Raw genomic sequence first — 21588 nt, 5'->3', positions numbered from 1 at the left:
GTGTTCGGGTCAGGCGGGCAGGGCGGCCAAATGGTTGCCTGACGGATCAGGGCCTGATGGATCAAGGCTGGGCGCGGCCGGCTTCGGACGGCGGCGCATCCTCCCAGCGGCCGACATGGTGGAAGACCATGACCGCGGAGAACACGCCGTCCAGCAGGTGCAGCGCGGTCATGCGGTCGGCGATCCAGCCCTCATGCGGACCTTCGACGGTGACCACCATCTTGCCGGACTCTTCGATGTGAAGCTCGGTGCCGGGCATGGCCTCGATGGCGGCGCGGACCGCCGGCTGCCGGTCGGGCCGGACATGCAGCAGCAGCGAGGCGAGGTGACGTTCATCGGCATTCGACGAGCCGGTGGCATCGTCAAGCGGCATGGGCTGGGCTCCCGGTCTGGTGGGTGAGGGTGACGGCGCCGGACGGGCAGGCGGCGACGCAGGCGCCGCAGCCGGTGCAGGCCTCGTCATCGATCCGGGCGTGGGCGGCCCCGCCCGGCGCCGGCTGGAAGCGGATCGCCCCTTCCGGACAGGCGTCCTGGCAACTGCGGCACACCACCCGCTGGACAGCGAGGCAGGACGGCGCAACGCTGGCGCGGAGCGACCAGGGGGCCGCATTGCGGTCGAAGATGGGCTCGGGACAGGCGTCGGCGCAGGCGCCGCAGAAGCTGCATTCGCCGCGTGTGAAGTCGACTTCGGGATAGCCGCCGTCGCCCGGACGCAGGATCGCCTCCGGGCAGGCCTCTGCACAGGCGCCGCAGCGGGTACAGAGCCCGGTGAAATAATCGGGACGCGACCAGGGCGGATGGATCGGCGCGGGATCGGCTGACGGCCGTCCCCGCAGGAAGCCCCGCCGCCCCCGGTCTATGGCATCGTCCGCCATGGCGACGCCCCCCGTCAGACCGCCGGCGGACCGGGCGGGCCCAGGATCAACTGCGAGATCCAGACGATGAAGCCATAGCCGCCGACGATGGCGATCGACAGCACCGGCCAGATGAGCACCGCCAGCAGCAGGAACATGGCGATCTCGCGCCGACGGGTTCCCGGATCGACCGGCGGAACCATCCCCGACGACAGGCTTGGATCGGCGGATGTGGAGGCATCGGGGCGGCGGGCTGGGCTGGGCTGCCGGGCTACGCTCATGAGATGCGGCCTTTTGCGTTAACTTGGGCTGACTATTCCAACTTCAAATTGCCGGAAAAGTCACGTGTCGGGGTCATGCCCTTAAGAGGTAGCCCATCAGATCATGACCCCGCAGCATCCTCCCCTCTCGCATCGACAGCTGCCGGCATGTGCATATTTTCCCGGCGGCGCGGTTCTGCTCTCGACGGCGGTCAAGACCTCCCCGACCGCCGCGCGCTTTTGCAATGGTTCAGCGTCACAGCGCCTGCTGCAGCTCCGGCAGGGCCTTGAACAGGTCGGCGACGAGTCCGTAGTCGGCGACCTGGAAGATCGGCGCCTCCTCGTCCTTGTTGATGGCGACGATGACCTTGCTGTCCTTCATGCCGGCCAGATGCTGGATGGCGCCGGAGATGCCGACGGCGACATAGAGGTCGGGCGCGACGATCTTGCCGGTCTGGCCGACCTGATAGTCGTTCGGCACGAAGCCGGCATCGACCGCGGCGCGGCTGGCGCCCACCGCCGCCCCCAGCTTGTCGGCGAGAGCCTCCAGCAGGTGGAAGTTGTCGCCCGACTGCATGCCGCGCCCGCCGGAAATCACGATGCGGGCCGAGGTCAGTTCCGGCCGCTCCGACTTCGACAGCTCGGCCGAGACGAAGCGCGACAGCGCCGGGTCGGCGGCGGCGGCGACGCTCTCCACCGGGGCGTTGTTGGTTGCGGCGGCGGCCTCGAAGGCGGTGGTGCGCACGGTGACGACCTTCACCGCATCGGCCGACTGCACGGTGGCGATGGCGTTGCCGGCGTAGATCGGCCGCTCGAAGGTGTCGGCGGCGACCACGGCGGTGATGTCGGAGATCATCGCCACGTCGAGCAGGGCGGCGACGCGCGGCAGCACGTTCTTGCCCACCGAGGTGGCGGCGGCGAGAACATGGCTGTAGCCGGGGGCGAGCGACACCAGCAGCGCCGCGACCGGCTCGGCCAGGGCATGCTCGTAAGCGGCATCGTCGGCGAGCAGCACCTTGGCGACGCCGGCCAGCCTGGCGGCCTGATCCGCGGCCGGGGCGGCGTTGCGGCCGGCGACCAGGACGTGGATGTCGCCGCCCAGCTTGGCGGCGGCGGTGACCGCATGGGCGGTGGCGGGCTTGAGGGCGGCGTTGTCGTGGTCGGCGAGGATCAGGATGGGCATGGGGCGGGTCCTTGGTTGGCGGGTGGCGGGGTGTCGGCTGCGAGTGCCCCCTCCCCATCCCTCTCCCGCCCTCGGCCGGCCAAAGGCCGGTCCGATCGCGGGGGAGGGTTAGGGCGGGGGGGGGGGCGTCCGGTACGACTACTCCTCAGATCACCCGTGCCTCGTTCTTGAGCTTGTCGACCAGGGTGGCGACGTCCGGCACCTTGATGCCGGCCTGACGCTTCGGCGGCTCGGTCACCTTCAGCGTGGTCAGGCGCGGCGTCACATCGACGCCCAGCGCGTCGGGCGTGACCGTCTCCAGCGGCTTCTTCTTCGCCTTCATGATGTTGGGCAGCGAGGCGTAGCGCGGCTCGTTCAGGCGCAGGTCGGCGGTGACCACCGCCGGCAGCTTCAGCTCCACCGTCTCCAGACCGCCGTCGATCTCGCGCGTCACCGCGACCGAGCCCTCACCGGCCACGACCTTCGAGGCGAAGGTGCCCTGGCCCCAGCCGAGCAGCGCCGCCAGCATCTGGCCGGTCTGGTTGCAGTCGTCGTCGATCGCCTGCTTGCCGAGGATCACCAGTCCCGGCGCCTCCTTCTCGACCAAGGCCTTCAGCACCTTGGCGACGGCCAGCGGTTCGGTGGTCACGTCGGTCTGCACCAGGATGGCGCGGTCGGCACCCATCGCCAGCGCCGTACGCAGCGTCTCCTGCGCCTGCGCCGGACCGATGGACACCACGACGATCTCGCTCGCCGTGCCGGCTTCCTTCAGACGGACAGCCTCCTCGACGGCGATCTCGTCGAAGGGGTTCATGCTCATCTTCACGTTGGCGGTCTCGACGCCGCTGCCATCCGCCTTGACGCGGATCTTCACGTTGTAATCAACCACCCGCTTGACGGGGACGAGAATTTTCATGGCAGTCGGTCCTCTTGCGGCTGGGCCGCACATGTGGCGCGGGACAGGATGCGGCGGGCCTTGCGCGCCATCGCTTCGTCGATCATGCGGCCATCGACCACCGAAACGCCTTTGGCGCTTTCCGCCACGATGCGGCGGGCCTGGGCGATCTCGGCTTCGGTCGGGGTCAATACCGCGTTGATGGTGGAAATCTGGCCGGGATGGATCGCCGCCTTGGCCCCGAATCCCAGTGCCAGGGCGGCGGCGGCTTCCCGCTGCATCCCGGCGCTATCGGTCAGATCGAAGAAGGGGGAGTCCACCGCTTCGATGCCCGCCAGCGCCGCGGCATTGATCAGCCGGGACCGCGCGGACAGCAGCGGCTTCCACGCGGTGGCGCAGCCCAAATCGGCGGACAGGTCGGCGGCGCCGAAGAACAGGGCGGCCAGCCGGGGCGATGCGCGGGCGATGTCCTCCACCGCCGCGATGCCGCGGGCGGATTCGATCAGCGCCACCAGAGGCAAGGGCCTTCCCGCTCCGCCCAGAAGCGTGTCGACCCAGCGGATCATCTCGGCGCTGTCGACCTTCGGCACGATGACGAAATCCGGCCCGCCACTTTGCGGGCGGCGCATCAGGGCCAGCAGATCCTCCAGCCCCTCGGGCGTCACCGGTGCGTTGATGCGCAACGCCCGCAGGATCGGCGCCGCAGGCGCCGCCGCCAGGGCGCTCAACGCCGCTTCGCGGGCCGACGCCTTGTCAGCCGGCGGCACGGCGTCCTCCAGATCGATGATGAGGACATCGGCACCGGAGCGCGCGGCGCGGTCGAAGCGGTCGGGGCGCGTCGCCGGGGTGAACAGCCAGCTGCGGCGGGACCGCTGGCCGGCAATTTCTCCGTCTCGAACCGCTTCGCTCATGACGTGACCGCGAATTCGGCCGTCATGGCGACCTGACCGTCCGAACCGACGGCCCATCCATGGATCTCGCCATCCCCCTTCTCCGCCGCGTTCAGCGTGAAGGGCGCGGTGTCGAACAGCGGCCGGCGGGCGCGGAAGCGGAAGCCGGCGACCCGCCGGCCGCCGGAATCGCCGCCGAGATTGCGCAGCACCAGATCCATCAGCAGGGTCGCCGTCAGCGGTCCATGCACCACCAGCCCCGGATAGCCTTCCGTCTCGCGGCAATAGGGGCGGTCATAATGGATGCGGTGGCCGTTGAAGGTCAGCGCGGAATAGCGGAACAGCAGAACCGGATCCGGGGTGACGCTGCCGGTCCAGTCGGCCGTGGGCAGCGGATCCGCGGCGGCTGCGGGCGGCGCCTCGCCCGGCTTGGCGGCTTCGCGGTAGACGATGTCCTGCTTTTCGCGGATGGCGACGCCGGCCTCGGTCGCGATCTCATGCATCACGCTGACGAACACCATCTCGCCCGACCGGCCGGCCTTGTGCTCCACCGATTCGATGGTGGAGGTGCGCCGCATCTCCGCACCGATCGGGATCGGCGCCAGGAAGCGCATGTCGCTTCCGGCCCACATCCTGCGGGGCAGCGGCACCGGCGGCAGGAAACCGCCCTTGCGCGGGTGGCCGTCCTCGGCGATGTCCCGCTGCGGCGTGACCGGCAGGAAATGCAGCCAGTGGCCGAGCGGCGGCAGCTCCCCCGCCGGCCAGGGCGGGGTGTCGTGGTCCAGCGTCGCCGCCAGCCCGGCCAGCGGTGCGGCGGCGGCGGTGTCCGTCCGCATCTCCACCCGGCCAATCCAGTCCTTCAAATGACCAAACGTCACGGCGCCACTCCGGATGAATGCAGGATTTTTCCCGGATTCATGATGTTGTGCGGATCGAAGGCACGCTTCAGCGTCGCCATCATCTCCAATTCCACCGGCGATTTGTAGCGCGGCATCTCGTCGATCCGCAGGCGGCCGATGCCGTGTTCGGCCGAGATCGATCCGCCGAGATCGACGACGATGTCGTGGACGATGGCGTTGACCGTCGCCAGCTTCGCCCGCCATTCGGCCGGGTCGCCGTCTTCCGCCTGGATCGGGTTGTAATGGATGTTTCCGTCCCCGAGATGGCCGAAGGAGAAGGGGCGGATGCCCGGACAGGCCCGCTCCAGCGCCGCGTCGGTGCGGTCGAGGAAGCGCGCAACGCGGGAGATCGGCACCGAAACGTCGTGCTTGAAGGACACGCCCTCGCGCTTCTGCCCTTCCGGGATGCCTTCGCGGATGCGCCACAGCGAATCGGCCTGGGCCTTCGATGCGGCGACCACGCCGTCCAGCACCTCGCCGGCCTCCATCCCCGCCTCCAGGATGCTTTCCAGCATCTCGGCCAGCCGGTTGCCGGAGTCCTGATCGGCCAGTTCCACGAGAACATACCAGGGATAGCGATCGCGCAGGGGATCGGGCACGTCCGGGACATGGCGGCGGGCCACGTCGATGCAGGCGCGCTGGATCAGCTCGAAGGTGACGATGCGGTCGCCGGCCACGCCCTTGGCGCGGGTCAGCAGATCGACGGCGTCGCTGGGGGCCGACACGGCGACCAGGGCGGTTGCGGTGGCGCGCGGCAGCGGCGACAGTTTCAGCACCGCGGCGGTGACGATGCCCAGCGTGCCTTCCGACCCGATGAAGATCTGTTTGAGGTCGTAGCCGGCATTGTCCTTGCGCAGGCCGCGCAGCCCGTCCCAGATCCGGCCGTCGGGCAGAACCACCTCCAGGCCGGCCACGAGGTTGCGCATGTTGCCGTAGCGCAGGACCTGCACGCCGCCGGCATTGGTCGCGATGTTCCCGCCGATCTGGCACGACCCTTCGGCGGCGAGGCTCATCGGGAACAGCCGCCCGACGTCGCGCGCCGCGTTCTGGATGTTGGCGAGGATGCAGCCGGCCTCCACCGTCATCGTGTCGTTGTCGATGTCGATTTCGCGGATGCGGTTCAGCCGGTTGGTGGAGATGACGATCTCCGATCCGTCGGCATGCGGCTGGCTGGCCCCGGTCAGGCCGGTGTTGCCGCCCTGGGGCACGATCGGCGTGCGGGTTTCGGCGCAGATGCGGACGACGGCGGCCAGTGCTTCGGTGCTGTCGGGCAGCACCACGGCCGGCGACCGGCCGACCCAGCCGTCGCGCCAGGACTCCATGAAGGGCTTCATGGTGTCGGGATCGGTGATCAGTCCGCGGTCGCCGACGATGGCACGGATCGGGGCGAGTACGGCCGTCTCGAAGTCCGGCCGCAGGGCGGTTTGCCCGCTGGTCTGCCCGCTGGTCTGAATGTCGTTCGGCAAGGGAGCTCTCCCTGGGCTTCGGGCCCGCGTCACAGCGCGCGGTAGGCCGTCTTGATGATGGTGTAGAATTCGATGGCCGAGCGTCCCTGCTCGCGCGGGCCGTAGCTCGACATCTTCCGTCCGCCGAACGGGACGTGGTAGTCGACGCCCGCCGTCGGCAGGTTCAGCATGGTCATGCCGGCCTGGATGTTCGCCTGGAAATGGCGGGCGTGCTTCATCGAGTTGGTGATGATGCCCGACGACAGGCCGTAATCGGTGTCGTTGGCGACGGCCAGCGCCTCCTCGTAATCCCTGACGCGGATGACGCTGGCGACCGGGCCGAACACCTCCTCGCGGTTGATGGTCATGGCGTTGCTGGTGTCGGTGAACAGGGCCGGGGCCAGGAAGTAACCGCGCGTCGGCCGCTCCAGGCGCGTGCCGCCCGACGCCAGCCGGGCGCCCTCGTTCAGGCCGGTGTCGATGTATTGCAGGTTCTTGGTCAGCTGGAACTCGTCGATCACCGGGCCGATCTGCGTCTCCGGCAACAGGGCCTGGCCGACGCGCAGAGCCGCCATCCGCTCCACCATCGCGGCGACGAAGGCATCGTGGATGCTGTCCTCGACGATGAAGCGGCCGGTGGCGGTGCAGCGCTGACCGGCATGGAAATAGGCGCTGTTGACGCCTATCTCGGCGGCGCGCTCCGGATCGGCATCGCCCAGCACCACCAGCGGGTTCTGGCCGCCCAATTCGAGCTGGACGCGGATCATGCGTTCGGCGCAGCGCACGGCGATGCGCCGTCCGGTGTTGACCGATCCGGTGAAGGACACCGCGTCCACCGCATCGACCACCGCCGCCCCGACATCCGGCCCGGCGCCGATCACCAGGTTGAACAGGCCGGCCGGCATGCCGTGCGCTTCCAGCGCCGCCGCGATGATGCGCGTGACGGCGATGGAGATGCCGGGGGTCTTCTCCGACGGCTTCCAGATCACCGCGTTGCCGAAGGCGAGCGCCGGGGCGATCTTCCACATCGGCGTGGCGACCGGGAAGTTCCAGGGCGTCACCAGACCGATGACGCCGACCGGCTCGCGGGTCACGTCCACCTCGACCCCCGGCCGCACCGAGCCCAGCGTCTCGCCCGGCGCCCGCAGCGCCTCGGCCGAGAAGAAGCGGGCGAGGTGGGCGGCGCGGGTGATCTCGCCCAAGGCGTCGGGGATGGTCTTGCCGCCTTCGGCGGCGGCGATGCGCGCCAGCTCGTCCTTGCCGTCGAACAGCGCGCGCGAGATGGCGTCGAGCACCAGCGAGCGCTGCTCCACGGTGGCGGCGCGCCATTGCGGCTGGGCGCTGCGGGCGGCGGCAACCGCCTCCGCCACGTCGTCGGCCCCTGCCAGCGTGTAGGATCCGGCCAGTTCGTCGAGATCCGACGGGTTGAAGATGTCGAGGCGTTCGCGGCCGGGGCGCCAGCTACCGGCGATGAAGTTGGTGATCGGGCGGGTGTCGGGGGACATGTCGGGTCTTCTCCGGAAATCGGTTCGTTCGAAGCGGGAGGGCGGCGGGATGGGCCGCCGCTAGGGCCGCCGCAAGGGCCGCCGTCGTGCCGGCATCAGCCGGCGCGCGCCACCCGCTCCTTCAGGGCGGTCAGCGCCCACAGCGTCTCGATGGTCGGCACCGCCACGCCGCGGCGGCGGGCGAGGTCCAGGACGGCGGTCACGATGGGGTCGATCTCCATGCTCCGTCCCGCTTCGAAATCCTGCAGCATCGACGGCTTGTGGCCGGGGACGCCGCTGCCGCGGCCGAGCCGCTCGTCGATGTCGTCGGGCAGGTCGACGCCCCAGGCGCGGGCCACGGCCAGGCACTCGCGCATCAGCCGGCCCTGGACGGCGGCCATGCCGGGGGCCTGCTCCATGGCGCCCATGGTGGCGCCGGTCAGCACGCTGGTCGGGCCGACCGCCATGTTGAGCATCAGCTTGTTCCACAGCGTGGCGCGGATGTCGCCGGGAAGGCGGGCGGTGGCGCCGGCCGCATTGAAGGAGTCGGCCAGGGCCGCCAGCTTCGCGGCATGGTCTCCGGGCCGGGGAGCGCCGAAGGCCAGCACCGGCAGGGCGGTGTGGGCGACGACGCCCGGTTCGACGATGCGGGCCGGCAGAACCTCCATCACGCAGGCGGCGACCCGCTCCGGCCCGATGGCCGACCAGACGGCGCCGCCGGGATCGACCACGTCCAGCGGCTCCGGCGTCACGTCGTCCCCGGCACCGTACAGATACCACCAGGGGATGCCGTTCTGCGCCGCCACCACCAGCGTGTCCGGGCCGCAGAGCGCCGGAAAGGACGACGCCAGCGCCGGCAGCCCGTGCCCCTTGACCGTGACGATCACCACGTCCTGCGGGCCCAGTTCGGCAGCGGAGTCGCTGGCCTGCGGCCTGCAGGTCAACGTTCCCTTCGGCGTCTGGACGGACAGCCCGCGTTCGCGGATTGCCGCCAGATGCTCTCCGCGCGCCAGCAGCGACAGCTGGTGCCGGCCGGTGGCGGCAAGATACCCGGCCAGCGCGCCGCCCACGGCGCCGGCTCCTACGACGGCGATGCGCATGGCGTCTTTCCTTCCTGTCTCACTTGAATTCCAACGGCGGCATGTCGTCGTCCAGGCTGTTGCCCAGCCCCTGGAACTGCTCCTCGATCTGCTTGTCGTCCAGTTTGACGGCGGCGGACTTGTAATGCATGACCATCTGGGGGAAGGCGATCACCAGCACCACCATCACGAGCTGGATGACGACGAAGGGTACGGACCCCCAGTAAATCTGGCTGGTCAGGACCGGCGCGGTTTCCTTCTTCGTCACGCGGTCGATGTAGGGCAGCTTCGGCGCCACCGAGCGCAGGAAGAACAGCGAGAAGCCGAAGGGCGGGTGCATGAAGCTGGTCTGCATGTTCACCGCCAGGATGATGCCGAACCACACCAGGTCGATGCCCAGCCGGTCGGCCGCCGGAGCCAGCAGCGGGATGACGATGAAGGCCAGCTCGAAGAAATCGAGGAAGAAGGCGAGCAGGAACACCATCACGCTGACGGCCGCCAGGAAGCCGGTCTGGCCGCCCGGTAGGGAGACCATCAGCTCCTCGACCCAGATATGGCCGTCGACGCCGTAGAAGGTGAGCGAGAACACCCGCGCCCCGATCAGGATGAACAGCACGAAGGCCGCCAGCTTCGCCGTCGAATAGGTGGCCTGACGCACCATGTCGAGGCTCAGCCGCTTCTTCGTCGCCGCCAGGACCAGCGCGCCGACGGCGCCCATGGCGCCGCCCTCGGTCGGGGTGGCGAGGCCGATGAAGATGGTGCCGAGCACCAGGAAGATCAGCGCCAGCGGCGGCACCATGACGAAGGTCGCCTGTTCCGCCATCCGGGAGATCAGGCGACGCCCGCTGGCCCGCTCCACCAGCGCCACCGCCAGGGCGTAGAGCGCGCCGGCCGCGACGGCATCGGCGAGCAGCGCCAGCGTGGTCCAGCCGTTCAGCGTCAGCCACGCGGCCCCCGCCGTCAGCGCCGCGGTCACGGCCGACTGCAGAACCAGACGCTGCGCGCCGAAGGTCCGGTTGAAGGTGGCGGCCAGGAAGGCCACCATCACCGCCACCGACAGCAGCAGCACGACATAGTCGGCGCCGGATTTCACCTCGGTGCGGCCCATCACCCAATAGGCGACGGCACCCGAGAACAGGGTGACCAGGCCGAGCTGCCAGACGCCGCGCTCGCCGTTCGGCTCGCGGTAGGCGATGGCCTCCGGCGGCAGGCCGGGAGCGGCCTTGGGCCAGATCATCGAGACGACGAAGACGTAGAGGGCGTACAGGCCCGACAGCAGCAGGCCGGGGATGAAGGCGGCCTCGTACATGTCGCCGACGGAACGGCCGAGCTGGTCGGCCATGACGATCAGCACCAGAGACGGCGGAATGATCTGGGCCAGCGTGCCCGATGCGGCGATGATGCCGGACGCCAGCCGGCGGTCGTAGCCGTAGCGCAGCATGATCGGCAGCGAGATCAGCCCCATGGAAATGACCGAAGCGGCGACGACGCCGGTCGTCGCCGCCAGCAGCGCGCCGACGAAGATGACGGCATAGGCCAGGCCGCCGCGGATCGAACCGAACAGCTGCCCGATGGTGTCGAGCAGATCCTCGGCCATGCCGGAGCGTTCCAGCACCAGCCCCATGAAGGTGAAGAACGGCACCGCCAGCAGCACGTCGTTGTTCATCGTGCCGTAGACGCGTTCCGGCAGGGCCTGGAACAGGTCGGGGCGGAACAGGCCAAGCTCAATGCCGATCAGGCCGAACAGCAGGCCGTTGGCGGCCAGTGCGAAGGCGACCGGATAGCCCAGCAGCAGCATCACCACCAGGGTGGCGAACATGATCGGCGCCATGTTGTGGCCGAACCAGCCGCGCCAGCCGTCCTGTTCGGCAAGCGCGCCGGCACCCGGCACCGGCAGCACATAGAGCGCCACGGCGACGGCGGCCAGCAGCAGCAGGGAGATGACGGACAGCCGGACGGTGCGCGTCGAAGGGGTGGGGGAGGTCGTGCTCATCGCGCGTCTACCGGCTTGGAATGGTGTCGGGATGGGCGGTTCGCTCGCGCTCCGCGGCGAGCAACCTCTCGGCTTCGGCTTCGGCAGCCGCCTGATGGCCACCGGCCCGCTGGTTCGCATCCTCCAGATGGCCGGCCATGATCGCGGCGCGCTTGACCAGTTCGGAAAGGCCCTGGACGAACAGCACGGTGAAGCCCACGGGGATCAGCAGCTTCGCCGGCCATTGCGGCAGGCCGCCCGCATTCATCGACTGCTCGCCGATGGCGTAGGAGCCGAGCGCGAAGGGCCAGGAGGTGATCATCATCACCAAGCTGAACGGCAGCAGGAAGGCGATATGGCCGAACATGTCGATCCCGTCGCGCGTGCGCTTCTTCAGCGTCGCGTTGACGATGTCGATGCGGATGTGTTCGTCCTCCCGCAGCGTCCAGGGGGAGCAGAGCAGGAACACGGCGGCGAACAGCACCCATTGCAGTTCGAGCCACGAGTTGGAACTGACGTCGAACAGCTTGCGGATGACGGCGTTGACGGCCGACACCAGGATCGCCAGCAGGATCAGCCAGGCAATCGTCTTGCCCAGCCACGCGGTGACCGCGTCGACCAGTTGGCAGGCCCGCACGAGGGCCGTCATCATGGGGGAGGGGGGTGGACTCGTCATGGGGGCAGCTTCTCCCGGAAGACCGGTCGCGAAGGTCGCGACGCCGCCATGGCCGGAAGCGGCGGTGCCGCTGCCCGGTCATGGCGGGGATATCGCAAGGAGAGACGGCGGATCAGCGCCGGGTCAGGCGGAGCGTGGCGCTGTCATAGGCGTATTCGGATGCCTGGAGCCACAGGTTGGAGTCGTTCTGGAAGCGGCGGTAGCTCTCGTAGAACTTCTTGAAGGCCGGGTTCTTTTCCGACAGCTCGTCATAGAGATCCATCGCCGCCTTGTGGCTGGCCTGCAGCACGTCCTGCGGGAAGGCGCGCAGCTTGGCGCCGTTGGCGACCACGCGCTTCAGGGCCGCCGGATTCAGCACGTCGTAGCGCGCCACGCTGTCGACGTTGGCCAGCGCCGCGGCCGCGGTCAGAGCGGCCTGATAGTGCTTCGGCAGGGCGTTCCAGCGGTTGGTGTTGATGAAGAAATGCTGGAGCGAGGTGCCGTCCCACCAGCCCGGATAGTAATAGTTCGGCGCGATCTTGTAGAGCCCGAGCTTCTCGTCGTCGTAGGGGCCGTTGAACTCCGCGGCGTCGATGGTGCCTCGCTCCAGCGCCGGGTAGATGTCTCCGCCGCCGACCTGCTGCGCCACCACGCCCAGCTTGGCCAGGATCTGGCCGCCCAGGCCGGAGATGCGGAACTTCAGGCCCTTCAGATCCTCGACGCTCTTGATCTCGTTGCGGAACCAGCCGCCCATCTGGGAGCCGGTGTTGCCGCCGGCAAGCGCCTTCAGATTGTAGCCGGCATAGAACTCCTCCAGCAGCTTGCCGCCCTCGCCGTGATAGAACCAGGCGTTCTGCTGGCGGGTGTTCAGCCCGAAGGGCAGGCAGCAGCCGAAGGCGAAGGCCGGATCCTTGCCGACATAGTAGTAGGACGCGGTGTGGCACATCTCCACCGTGTCGTTGCTGGCGGCGTCCAGGGCCTGCAGCGCCGGCACCAGATCGCCGGCGGCGAAGACCTGGATCTGGAACTTGCCGTCGGTGGCCTCGGCGACGTTCTTCGCCATCACCTCGGCGCTGCCATAGAGCACGTCGATGTTCTTCGGGAAGCTGGACACGCAGCGCCAGCGGATCGTCGGCTCCGACTGCGCGATGGCCGGAGCAGCAAGCGTGGAGGCACCGGCGGCGACGGCGGCACCCTTGAAGAATTGACGGCGCTTCATGTTGTTGTTCCTCCCGAAGTTCTTGTTGTGTGACGGCAACATACCGGCTGAACGCCAAAGACCACTGTTGTCGCCAAGACAGCTGTCCCACCGATGCGGAGCAGACAGGTGCCTTGTCATTCGATGATTGACGGTGGTCGCGGCGTCTCCTTCTGACGGTATCCGTGGAGTTGGCGGCGGCTGTTCCCGGCATCGGCGGTGATTGGCCGGGGGCCGCCTGGGCCATGTGGTGACCGTGACAGTGGCGCAACCGGCCGCACAGCGGAATGTGTTTCGGGGGCATAACAGCCATAAGCTGGACAAGCCATCAGTACTACGAACCGTTTCCGCCGGAGCCCGCCATCCGCCGCCAAACCGGGGATCTGCTGACGGTTTGCTATGCCCGCAATGAATATCTGTTACAGGCACGCCACGCGCTCCGTAACGAGGGGCCGACCGCTAGTCTGGGATGAACTGTTCCCAACCGCCTCAAACGACGGATGTTCAACCGCATGAACGGTAAGCGCCATGTCTAGGCCGTCCTCTCCGCTCAACGCCGCCGGGGCCGCCTATCTCGAAGCGCTGCAGGAGCGCTTCCGCGACGATCCCGCGTCGGTGGACGTGAGCTGGCGCGCCGTCTTCCAGATCCTGGAGGAATTGGGCGCGCTCACCCCGGCCTCGCCGGACCCCGGCGAGCCGGCGGCCGGGCGGCTGTTGCTGCAGCACGAGGAAATCCGTCAGCGCGGCCATGCCGCCGCCGCCCTCGATCCGCTGGGCCGTGCGGCGCCCGCCGCCGGCCCGGCGCCCGAGGATGCGGAGACCGCGCGGCTGCGACGGCTCTATCAGGGCACGCTGACGCTGGAAACCGCCCATATCGACGACCCGGCACTGCGGTCCTGGCTGCGCGACGCCTATGAGGTCGCCGCCGCCGCCCCGCCGGCGGAAGCGCGGCGCCGGGCGCTGTCGCTGCTGAGCGCGGCGGAGGAGTTCGAAAGGCTGCTCGGCACCCGCTACCCGACCAAGAAGCGGTTCGGCGCGGAGGGAATGGAGACGCTGACTCCGCTGCTGGACCGCATCCTCGCGGCGGCGGCGGCGGCGGGCGTCACCGAGGTGCAGGTCGGGACCATGCACCGCGGCCGGCTGAGCCTGATGGCCAATGTGCTGGGCAAGCCGCTGGTCGAGCTGTTCGCCGGCATCAAGGGGATGCATCCCTTTCTGTCCGACCCGCCGGTTCCCGCCGACGTTCCCTATCACATGGGGGTGGAAAGCAGCCTGTCCTTCGGCGAAGGAACGCTGGCGCTGACCCTGTCCCCCAACCCGTCGCATCTGGAGGCGATCAATCCGGTCACGCTGGGCCGGGCGCGGGCACGGCAGGATCTGGTCCGGGAGCAGGGCGGCGAGGCGCGGCGGGTGCTGTGCGTGCTGCTGCACACCGACGCCAGCGTGATCGGCCAGGGCAGCGTGACGGAGGCGCTGCAACTGTCCGGCGTCGCCGGCTTCACCGTCGCCGGCACCATCCATATCATCGTCAACAACCAGATCGGCTTCACCACCGAACGAGACGAGGCGCGGACCTCCCTCCATTGCACCGGCCTGTGGAAGGCGGTGGACAGCCCCATCCTGCACGTCAACGCCGACGATCCCGACGCGGCGCTGCGGGCCGCCGATCTCGCGGTCGCCTTCCGGCAGACGCACGGGCGCGATGCGGTGATCGACCTCGTCGGCTACCGCCGCAACGGCCACAACGAGATCGACGAGCCGCGCTTCACCCAGCCGCTGGACTACGCCGCGATCGACGCCCACCCGCCTGTCCGCGCGCTCTATGCCGGGCGTCTTGCCGCCGAAGGGCTGGTGGAGGAGGGCGCCGCCGAAGCGCTCGCCGCCGGGCACAAGACACGCTTCCAGGACGCGCTGGCCGCCGCCACCGATCACCGGCCGAACCATGACGGCTTCCCCGGCGGACGCTGGGCGCCGTTCGCGTCCGGCGGCTCAACGGCCGCCGAACCGGACACCGGCATCGGTTCCGACCGGCTGCGGGCCCTGCTGGCGGCGCTGGCCGCCATCCCCGACGGGCTGGCGGTCGACCGCAAGGTGGAGCGCGTCATCCGCCGCCGCGCCGAGGAGCCGCTGGACTGGGCGACCGGCGAGGCGCTGGCCTTCGCCACGCTGCTGGCCGACGGGGTGCCGGTGCGGCTGACCGGCCAGGATGTGGTTCGCGGCGCCTTCTCCCACCGGCATTTCGCCCTGACCGATGCGGTCACCGGGAAGCGCCATGTCAGCCTGAACCATCTGGGCGTCGCACAGGCCCGCTTCGACGTGGTCAACAGCCCGCTGTCGGAATATGCCGTGCTCGGCTTCGAATACGGCTACAGCCTGGAGCGGCCCGACGCGCTGGTGATCTGGGAGGCGCAGTTCGGCGATTTCGCCAACGGCGCCCAGATCATGATCGACCAGTTCATCGTCAGCGCGGAAGACAAGTGGCGCCAACCCTCGGGCCTCGTCGTCCTGCTGCCGCACGGGCTGGAAGGGCAGGGGCCGGAGCATTCCTCCGCCCGGCCGGAGCGTTTCCTCCAGATGGCGGCGCGCGACAACATCCGCATCGCGCATCCGTCCACCCCGGCGAACTACTTCCACCTGCTGCGCCGGCAGATGCTGCGGCGCGACCGGAAGCCGCTGATCGTGCTGAGCCCGAAGACGCTGCTGCGCCTGCCGGCGGCGGTGTCCGCGCTGGCCGACTTCGCGCCCGGCACCGGCTTCCGACCGGTCGTCGTCACCGCCGGCCAGCGCGCCACCCGCATCCTGCTGTGCAGCGGCAAGCTGGCTTACGAGCTGGAGCGCGAACGGGCCGCCCTGGGCGCCGAGGATGTGGCGGTGGTGCGGCTGGAGATGCTGTATCCTTTGCCCGAGACGGAGCTGTCGGCTCTGTTCCGCCGCTGGCCGGACGCGTCCTGCCTGTGGGTGCAGGAGGAGCCGGAAAACCTGGGGGCCTGGACCTATCTCGACCGCCGGCTGGAGGCATTGCGGGAGGCGGCCGGCTGCGCCGAACCGCGCGTCGCCTGCGTGGCCCGTGCCGAGGCGGCCTCTCCCGCCGGCAGCTTCCACGGCGACCATGACGCCGACCAGCGCCGGCTGGTCGAACGGGCCTTCGCCGGGGTCGAAGCCGGCTTGCCGTCCCGCGAAGAAGCGGTGGCGGAGTGACGGGACGGCCGTCTTCAGCGACGGTTGGTCCCGATGGCAAACACAACACAACGAACACCGGGGAAACGCGCCGATGTCTTCCACCTTGAGCACCGTCAGCCCGTCCGAAGCCGCTCCGCATCTGCTTCCCGATCTGTTGCAGGCCACGGCCTCGGCGCTGGACGCGGTGGCGCAGCTGGCCGTGGCGGCGGAGCGCGGCGTCGCGGCGCTGGTGGCGCCCGATGGGCGCGTTGACGCCGCACTGCTCGACCGCCATCAGGTGGCGGCGCATGGCTTCGCCTGGGTCGCGACCTATGCCGAGGCGCTGCGCCAGATGCGGGGCTGGGCGGAACGGCTCGACCGCGCCGGCCGGCTGGGCGAGCTGGAATCCGCCATGCTCCAGGCGGCGTTCGGCGAGTATCTGGCCCAGCTCGACGGCGGTCTGGCGATGAGCCAGGGCGAGATCGTCCGCCCCGCCGATTTCGGGCTGGGCGAGGCGGAACGGGAGGCCTTCCGAACCGAGGCGGTGCGGCGGCTGATCGCCGCCGGCAACGCCTCCGGCCTCCGGCTGCGCATCGCCGAACTGCTGGCCGATGCGCTGCATGGCGGCGGCTTCGGCGACCCGGCCCTGGAGGACGAGGCGCTGGACATGGTCCGCGACCAGTTCCGCCGTTTCGTCGCCGACGCGGTGGAGCCGCATGCCCATGACTGGCATCTGAAGGACGAGCTGATCCCGCTCGCCGTCGTCGAGCAGATGGCCGAGATGGGCGTGTTCGGCCTGACCGTGCCGGAGGAGGACGGCGGGCTGGGCATGGGCAAGCTCGCCATGTGCGTGGTGACGGAGGAGCTGTCGCGCGGCTATATCGGCGTCGGCTCTCTCGGCACCCGCGCGGAGATCGCGGCCGAACTGATCCGCATGGGCGGCACCGCCGAACAGCGGGCGCGCTGGCTGCCGCGCATCGCGTCCGGCGAGATCCTGCCGACCGCCGTGTTCACCGAGCCCAACACCGGCTCCGACCTGGGCAGCCTGCGCACCCGCGCGGTGGCGGACGGCGACACCTATCGCGTCACCGGGGCGAAGACGTGGATCACCCATGGCAGCCGGTCGGATCTGATGACGCTGCTGGTGCGCACCGATCCCGACGCTCCCGGCTATCGCGGCCTGTCGATGCTGTTGGCCGAGAAGCCGCGCGGCACCGAGGATGATCCCTTCCCGGCGGAGGGCATGAGCGGCGGCGAGATCCCGGTGCTGGGTTATCGCGGCATGAAGGAATACGAAATCGGCTTCGACGGCTTCGCCGTTCCCCGCGAGAACCTGTTGGGCGGTGTCGAGGGCCAGGGCTTCAAGCAGCTGATGGCGACCTTCGAATCCGCCCGCGTCCAGACCGCCGCCCGCGCCGTCGGCGTGGCGCAGAACGCCATGGAACTCGGCCTGCGCTATGCCCAGGAGCGCATCCAGTTCGGCCGTCCGCTCGCCGCCTTCCCGCGCGTCGCCGGCAAGCTGGCCTGGATGGCGGTGGAAACGATGATCGCCCGCCAATTGACCTATTTCGCCGCGAGGGAGAAGGACAGCGACCGCCGCTGCGACATCGAGGCCGGCATGGCGAAGCTGCTGGCCGCGCGCGTCGCCTGGTCGAATGCCGACAATGCCGTGCAGATCCACGGCGGCAACGGCTACGCCGTCGAATATCCGATCAGCCGCGTGCTGTGCGATGCCCGCATCCTGAACATCTTCGAAGGGGCGGCGGAAATCCAGGCCCAGGTCGTGGCGCGCGGCCTGCTCACCCGGCGCAACTGATACCGCCGGGCGCGGGTTCCGACTTGCGCCCGGCGTTCGAGGGCAAGCGTAAAGCCTGATGCGTCAGGCTTTGCGCTCGATGACAGGACGGCTGGACGCGGCGGAGGACGGGGCAGGACTGACCTGCCGCGACTCCGCTTGTGTCATACTCGCGTATTCGCTATCCGACATGGAGGCCGAACGACGAGACCCGCCGCGAATGGAACTTCTGGAACTGCGCTACTTTGTTCAGGTGGCTGACCTTGGCAGCTTTTCAAAGGCTTCGGTCAAGCTTGGCATCACCCAGCCCGCGCTCAGCCGGCAGGTCCAGAAGCTGGAGCACGAGCTGCGCACCAGCCTGTTCTACCGTCATGGGCGCGGCGTGTCGCTGACGCAGCAGGGACGCAAGCTGTACGACGTGGTCCGCCATCTGCTGGGCGCGCTGTCGGAGATCAAGGAGGAGATCCAGGACCAGTCGGAACGGCTGACCGGGTCGGTCACACTGGGTCTGCCGCCATCGATCTGCGCGACGCTGGGGGCGCCGCTGGCCCGCCGGTTCCACGAGAACTATCCCGACGCCACACTGCGCATCCACGAGGTGTTCAGCGGCACGCTGCTGGAATGGGTCGAGGGCGGACGCCTCGACCTCGCCGTCCTTTACGACGCCCGGCGGGGGCGCAGCATGCTGTCGTCGCCCCTGCTGGTGGAGAACCTGCTGCTGGTGCAGTCCGCGAAGGATGCCGGCGCCGGCAACGACGGGCAGGTCGAGGTGGAGATGCTGGGCGACCTGCGTTTCGTGCTGCCCGGCCTGGAGAACGGCCTGCGCCGTGTGGTGGACGCGGCGGTGCGCCGGGCCGACATCGACTTGCAGGTCGATATGGAGATCGACTCCGTCACCGCGATCAAGCAATTGGTGGAGGAGGGGATGGGATCGACCATTCTTCCCTTCGGCGCCGTCCACCGCGAGGTGCGCCAGGGCCGGCTGGTCGCGCGCGAGATCGCGTCGAAGGACATGAACGCCATGCTGGTCACCGCGACGCCGCTGCATCAGCCGGTGTCGAAGGCGACCCGTGCCCTGCTGCGGCTGATCCATGTCGAAGTCGTCAAATGCGTCGCCAACGGCGTGCTGAAGGGCAAGGTCGTCGCTCCCGGCAGCGCGGGGGAGAACAGCGTGCTTTGAAGGAACGTGGAGCCGTGCTTAACCGCGTTATGCTTCGGGCACTGATAGCAGTTATGACGGATGGTCCATAGCACGGCCCGATCGGCGCGGATAGCCTCCCCCCATCACACATAATCCCCTGGGGAGGAACCGAGAATGACGAAGCGCCTGGACGGCAAGGTTGCCCTGATCACCGGGGCGGCGCAGGGCCTGGGTCTTGCGATGGCCGAAACCTTCGTGCGCGAGGGCGCCCGCGTGGCGGTCGTCGACATCAACGCGGACGCCGCCCGCGCGGTCGCGGAACGGCTGGGCGACGCCGCCATCGGCATCGCCGCCAACGTGACGAAGGCCGCCGATGTCGAGATGACCATCGCCGCCACGGTCGAGAAGTTCGGGCGGCTCGACATCCTGGTGAACAACGCCGGCTCCACCCACGCCAACGGCCCGTTCGAAAACGTGTCCGAAGAGGAGTTCGACCGCGTCTTCGCCCTGAACGTCAAGTCGATCTACCTCTATTCCAAGGCGGTGGTGGCGACGATGCGGGCGCAGAAGTCCGGCGTGATCCTCAACCTCGGCTCCACCGCCGGGCTGCGTCCGCGCCCCGGGCTGGTCTGGTACAACGCCACGAAGGGCGCGGTACACAACATCACCCAGTCGCTGGCGCTGGAACTGGCGCCCGACAACATCCGCGTCTGCGCGCTGGCTCCGGTCGCCACCGAAACGCCTCTGCTCGCCACCTTCATGGGCGGCGACACCCCGGAGAAGCGGGCGCGCATGCTCGGCATCGTTCCGCTCGGCCGCCTGGGCCAGCCCTCCGACGTCGCCAATGCCGCGCTGTATCTCGCCTCCGACGAGGCGGCGTTCATCACCGGCGTGGTGCTGGAAATCGACGGCGGCCGCTGCGTCTGAGGACGGTTCGTGTAAGGTCGGGGTGCGGACTTGCCCCGAGCTGACCGCACCCCTCCGGCAAACCGCCGCCGCCCCAATCCATCCACCCCGAGCGGAAGCCCTCTCCCATGTCCTCCTTACTCTCCGATCTGCGCATCGTCGAAGTCTCGGCCTTCGTCGCGGCTCCGCTGGGCGGCATGACGCTGGCCCAGCTGGGCGCGGAGGTGATCCGCATCGACCCCATCGGCGGCAACATCGACTACCGCCGCTGGCCGCTGGCGCCCGACGGCACCAGCCTCTATTGGACGGCGCTGAACAAGGCGAAGCGGTCGGTCACCCTGGCGCTCGACAAGCCGGAGGGGCGGGAGATCGCCCAGGCCATCATCACCGCGTCGGGGGAGGATGCCGGCTTTCTGCTGACCAACCTGCCGGCCAGCGGCTGGATGGGCTACGAGGCGCTTTCCGCCAAGCGCGACGACCTGATCATGCTGCGGCTGACCGGCAATCCGGACGGATCGGCGGCGGTGGATTACACCGTCAACTGCGCCGGCGGATTTCCGATGGCGACCGGCAGGGGAGGGGAGCCGGTGAACCATGTTCTGCCGGCGTGGGACGTGGCGGCCGGCCTCTACCTCGCCACCGGGCTGCTGGCGGCCGAACGGCATCGGCGACGCACCGGCCGGGGGCAGGAGGTGACGGTGGCGCTGGCCGACGTGATGCTGGCGACCATCGGCAATCTCGGCTACCTCGCCGATGTCCGGGTGAACGGCGCCGTGCGTCCGCCGATGGGCAACGACCTGTATGGCGCCTATGGCCGCGACTTCGCCACCGCCGACGGGCGGCGCGCGATGGTCGTCGCCATTTCAAACCGCCAGTGGAAGGCGCTCGGCAAGGCCACCGGGCTGACCGACAGGCTGGCGATGATCGGCCCGCTGATGGGCGTGGACATGGATGACGAAGGCGGGCGCTTCCAGGCCCGCGATGCGATCTCCGCCGTGCTCGCCCCCTGGTTCGCCGCCCGCAAGCTGGCGGAGGTCGAGGCCGCATTCGCCGGCTCGGGCGTGCTGTGGGGCCCCTACCGCGATTTCGGCCAGCTCGTCGCCGAGGATGCCCGCTGCTCCACCGCCAACCCGCTTTTCCGTGAAATAGACCAGCCCGGCGTCGGGTCGCTGCTGGTTCCCGGATCGCCGCTCGGCTTTCCCGGCATGGGCGAGCGCACCGATCATCGCCCGGCGCCCGGCCTGGGGCAGGACACCGACGCGGTGCTGGCCGATCTGCTGGGGCTGCCCTCCGCGGAGATCGGCCGTCTTCATGATGCCGGCATCGTCGCGTAGAGGCCGTTGGACCACCGTTTCGCCGGCAGACCGGCCCAGCCGGCCGGTTTGCCGGGGCAGGCGTGCATCATGCCGCCGGAGAGTTCCACGCGGCTGAAGGAGCGCAACGCCGCATGCCTTCGGCCGCGCCGGCGGCCCTGTAGTGATTCCACACCGCCCCAACCACCGCATCAGCCGCGCGGAACCCTGATTTCCGTCCCGCCGCCGGGCTCAAGTTCCGCCCATAGCCGGAATTCTCCATCCTGCGCCGACAAATCGGCGGTGCCCGCCAAGGCGCTGCGTGCCAGCCGCATCCCCGTTCGTGCGCCAAAGTCAGCCCTCGAAACACCCGGCCGCGCTCAAGCCACGCGGAGTACGGCACACCTACTCACGGTCGCGTCAAATGTAAAATTCTCCCGCATAGCGCAAACTTCCAAATTGCCTGGAAGTAGCTTGCCCTATTTGTCCAAATAATTTTGCC

General features: G+C 69.2%; 18 protein-coding genes. 5 read left to right on the top strand and 13 right to left on the bottom strand.

The window, feature by feature from the left end:
* Positions 1 to 61 precede the first annotated feature (61 nt).
* The 13 genes from DM194_RS21470 to DM194_RS21410 form a co-directional block, all read right to left on the bottom strand.
* Positions 62 to 373, bottom strand: coding sequence for a chaperone NapD (locus DM194_RS21470; protein WP_111069590.1), 312 nt, complete (start codon positions 371 to 373; stop codon positions 62 to 64).
* Entirely contained in the window at positions 363 to 875 is a 513-nt protein-coding gene (napF, locus tag DM194_RS21465; RefSeq protein WP_111069589.1) for a ferredoxin-type protein NapF, read from the bottom strand. The genes DM194_RS21470 and napF overlap by 11 nt, the downstream gene beginning before the upstream one ends.
* A 14-nt stretch (positions 876 to 889) precedes the next feature.
* Positions 890 to 1135 (bottom strand): periplasmic nitrate reductase, NapE protein, encoded by a 246-nt coding sequence (napE, locus tag DM194_RS21460; protein ID WP_425457312.1) that lies wholly within the window; start codon positions 1133 to 1135, stop codon positions 890 to 892.
* A 235-nt stretch (positions 1136 to 1370) separates the two neighbouring features.
* Complete coding sequence (locus DM194_RS21455; protein ID WP_111069587.1) at positions 1371 to 2297, bottom strand: electron transfer flavoprotein subunit alpha/FixB family protein; 927 nt, start codon at positions 2295 to 2297, stop codon at positions 1371 to 1373.
* A gap of 145 nt (positions 2298 to 2442) precedes the next feature.
* A complete protein-coding gene (locus tag DM194_RS21450) occupies positions 2443 to 3192 on the bottom strand; it encodes an electron transfer flavoprotein subunit beta/FixA family protein (RefSeq protein ID WP_111069586.1) in 750 nt (249 codons plus the stop codon).
* Entirely contained in the window at positions 3189 to 4082 is an 894-nt protein-coding gene (locus DM194_RS21445) for an aldolase/citrate lyase family protein (protein ID WP_111069585.1), read from the bottom strand. Before DM194_RS21445 ends, DM194_RS21450 begins: the two co-directional genes overlap by 4 nt.
* Positions 4079 to 4897: an HTD2 family dehydratase gene (locus DM194_RS21440; RefSeq protein WP_111069584.1), complete on the bottom strand. Its 819-nt coding sequence runs from the start codon at positions 4895 to 4897 to the stop codon at positions 4079 to 4081. Before DM194_RS21440 ends, DM194_RS21445 begins: the two co-directional genes overlap by 4 nt.
* 38 nt (positions 4898 to 4935) lie before the next feature.
* The gene (locus DM194_RS21435) at positions 4936 to 6378 is read right to left on the bottom strand and encodes an FAD-binding oxidoreductase (protein WP_162630170.1); all 1443 of its coding nucleotides are present in this window, start codon (positions 6376 to 6378) and stop codon (positions 4936 to 4938) included.
* Between the two features lie 77 nt (positions 6379 to 6455).
* Positions 6456 to 7910 carry an aldehyde dehydrogenase family protein gene (locus DM194_RS21430; RefSeq protein WP_111069583.1) on the bottom strand — a complete coding sequence of 485 codons (1455 nt, stop codon included), beginning with the start codon at positions 7908 to 7910 and terminating at the stop codon, positions 6456 to 6458.
* Between the two features lie 95 nt (positions 7911 to 8005).
* Entirely contained in the window at positions 8006 to 8989 is a 984-nt protein-coding gene (locus DM194_RS21425; RefSeq protein ID WP_111069582.1) for a ketopantoate reductase family protein, read from the bottom strand.
* 19 nt (positions 8990 to 9008) lie between these two features.
* Positions 9009 to 10799 (bottom strand): TRAP transporter large permease, encoded by a 1791-nt coding sequence (locus DM194_RS21420; protein ID WP_111069752.1) that lies wholly within the window; start codon positions 10797 to 10799, stop codon positions 9009 to 9011.
* Between the two features lie 169 nt (positions 10800 to 10968).
* Positions 10969 to 11589, bottom strand: a complete 621-nt coding sequence (locus DM194_RS21415) for a TRAP transporter small permease subunit (protein ID WP_111069751.1) — start codon at positions 11587 to 11589, stop codon at positions 10969 to 10971.
* 139 nt (positions 11590 to 11728) lie between these two features.
* Positions 11729 to 12814 (bottom strand): TRAP transporter substrate-binding protein, encoded by a 1086-nt coding sequence (locus DM194_RS21410; protein ID WP_111069581.1) that lies wholly within the window; start codon positions 12812 to 12814, stop codon positions 11729 to 11731.
* Positions 12815 to 13321: 507 nt separating this feature from the next.
* Between DM194_RS21410 and DM194_RS21405 the strand changes: the two genes are divergently transcribed.
* From DM194_RS21405 to DM194_RS21385, 5 genes are all read left to right on the top strand, one after another.
* Complete coding sequence (locus tag DM194_RS21405; protein WP_111069580.1) at positions 13322 to 15991, top strand: 2-oxoglutarate dehydrogenase E1 component; 2670 nt, start codon at positions 13322 to 13324, stop codon at positions 15989 to 15991.
* A gap of 73 nt (positions 15992 to 16064) precedes the next feature.
* Positions 16065 to 17768 carry an acyl-CoA dehydrogenase family protein gene (locus tag DM194_RS21400; RefSeq protein WP_111069579.1) on the top strand — a complete coding sequence of 568 codons (1704 nt, stop codon included), beginning with the start codon at positions 16065 to 16067 and terminating at the stop codon, positions 17766 to 17768.
* Positions 17769 to 17967: 199 nt separating this feature from the next.
* The gene (locus tag DM194_RS21395; RefSeq protein ID WP_111069578.1) at positions 17968 to 18927 is read left to right on the top strand and encodes a LysR family transcriptional regulator; all 960 of its coding nucleotides are present in this window, start codon (positions 17968 to 17970) and stop codon (positions 18925 to 18927) included.
* Positions 18928 to 19062: 135 nt separating this feature from the next.
* Positions 19063 to 19815: a glucose 1-dehydrogenase gene (locus DM194_RS21390; protein WP_111069577.1), complete on the top strand. Its 753-nt coding sequence runs from the start codon at positions 19063 to 19065 to the stop codon at positions 19813 to 19815.
* A 107-nt stretch (positions 19816 to 19922) separates the two neighbouring features.
* Positions 19923 to 21128, top strand: coding sequence for a CoA transferase (locus DM194_RS21385; protein ID WP_111069576.1), 1206 nt, complete (start codon positions 19923 to 19925; stop codon positions 21126 to 21128).
* The last annotated feature ends 460 nt before the right edge of the window (positions 21129 to 21588 follow it).

It is taken from the genome of Azospirillum ramasamyi (genome assembly GCF_003233655.1).
GTDB lineage: Bacteria > Pseudomonadota > Alphaproteobacteria > Azospirillales > Azospirillaceae > Azospirillum > Azospirillum ramasamyi.
Note: the sequence above shows the minus strand (reverse complement) of the source record. Positions and strands in the feature narration are given on the sequence as shown.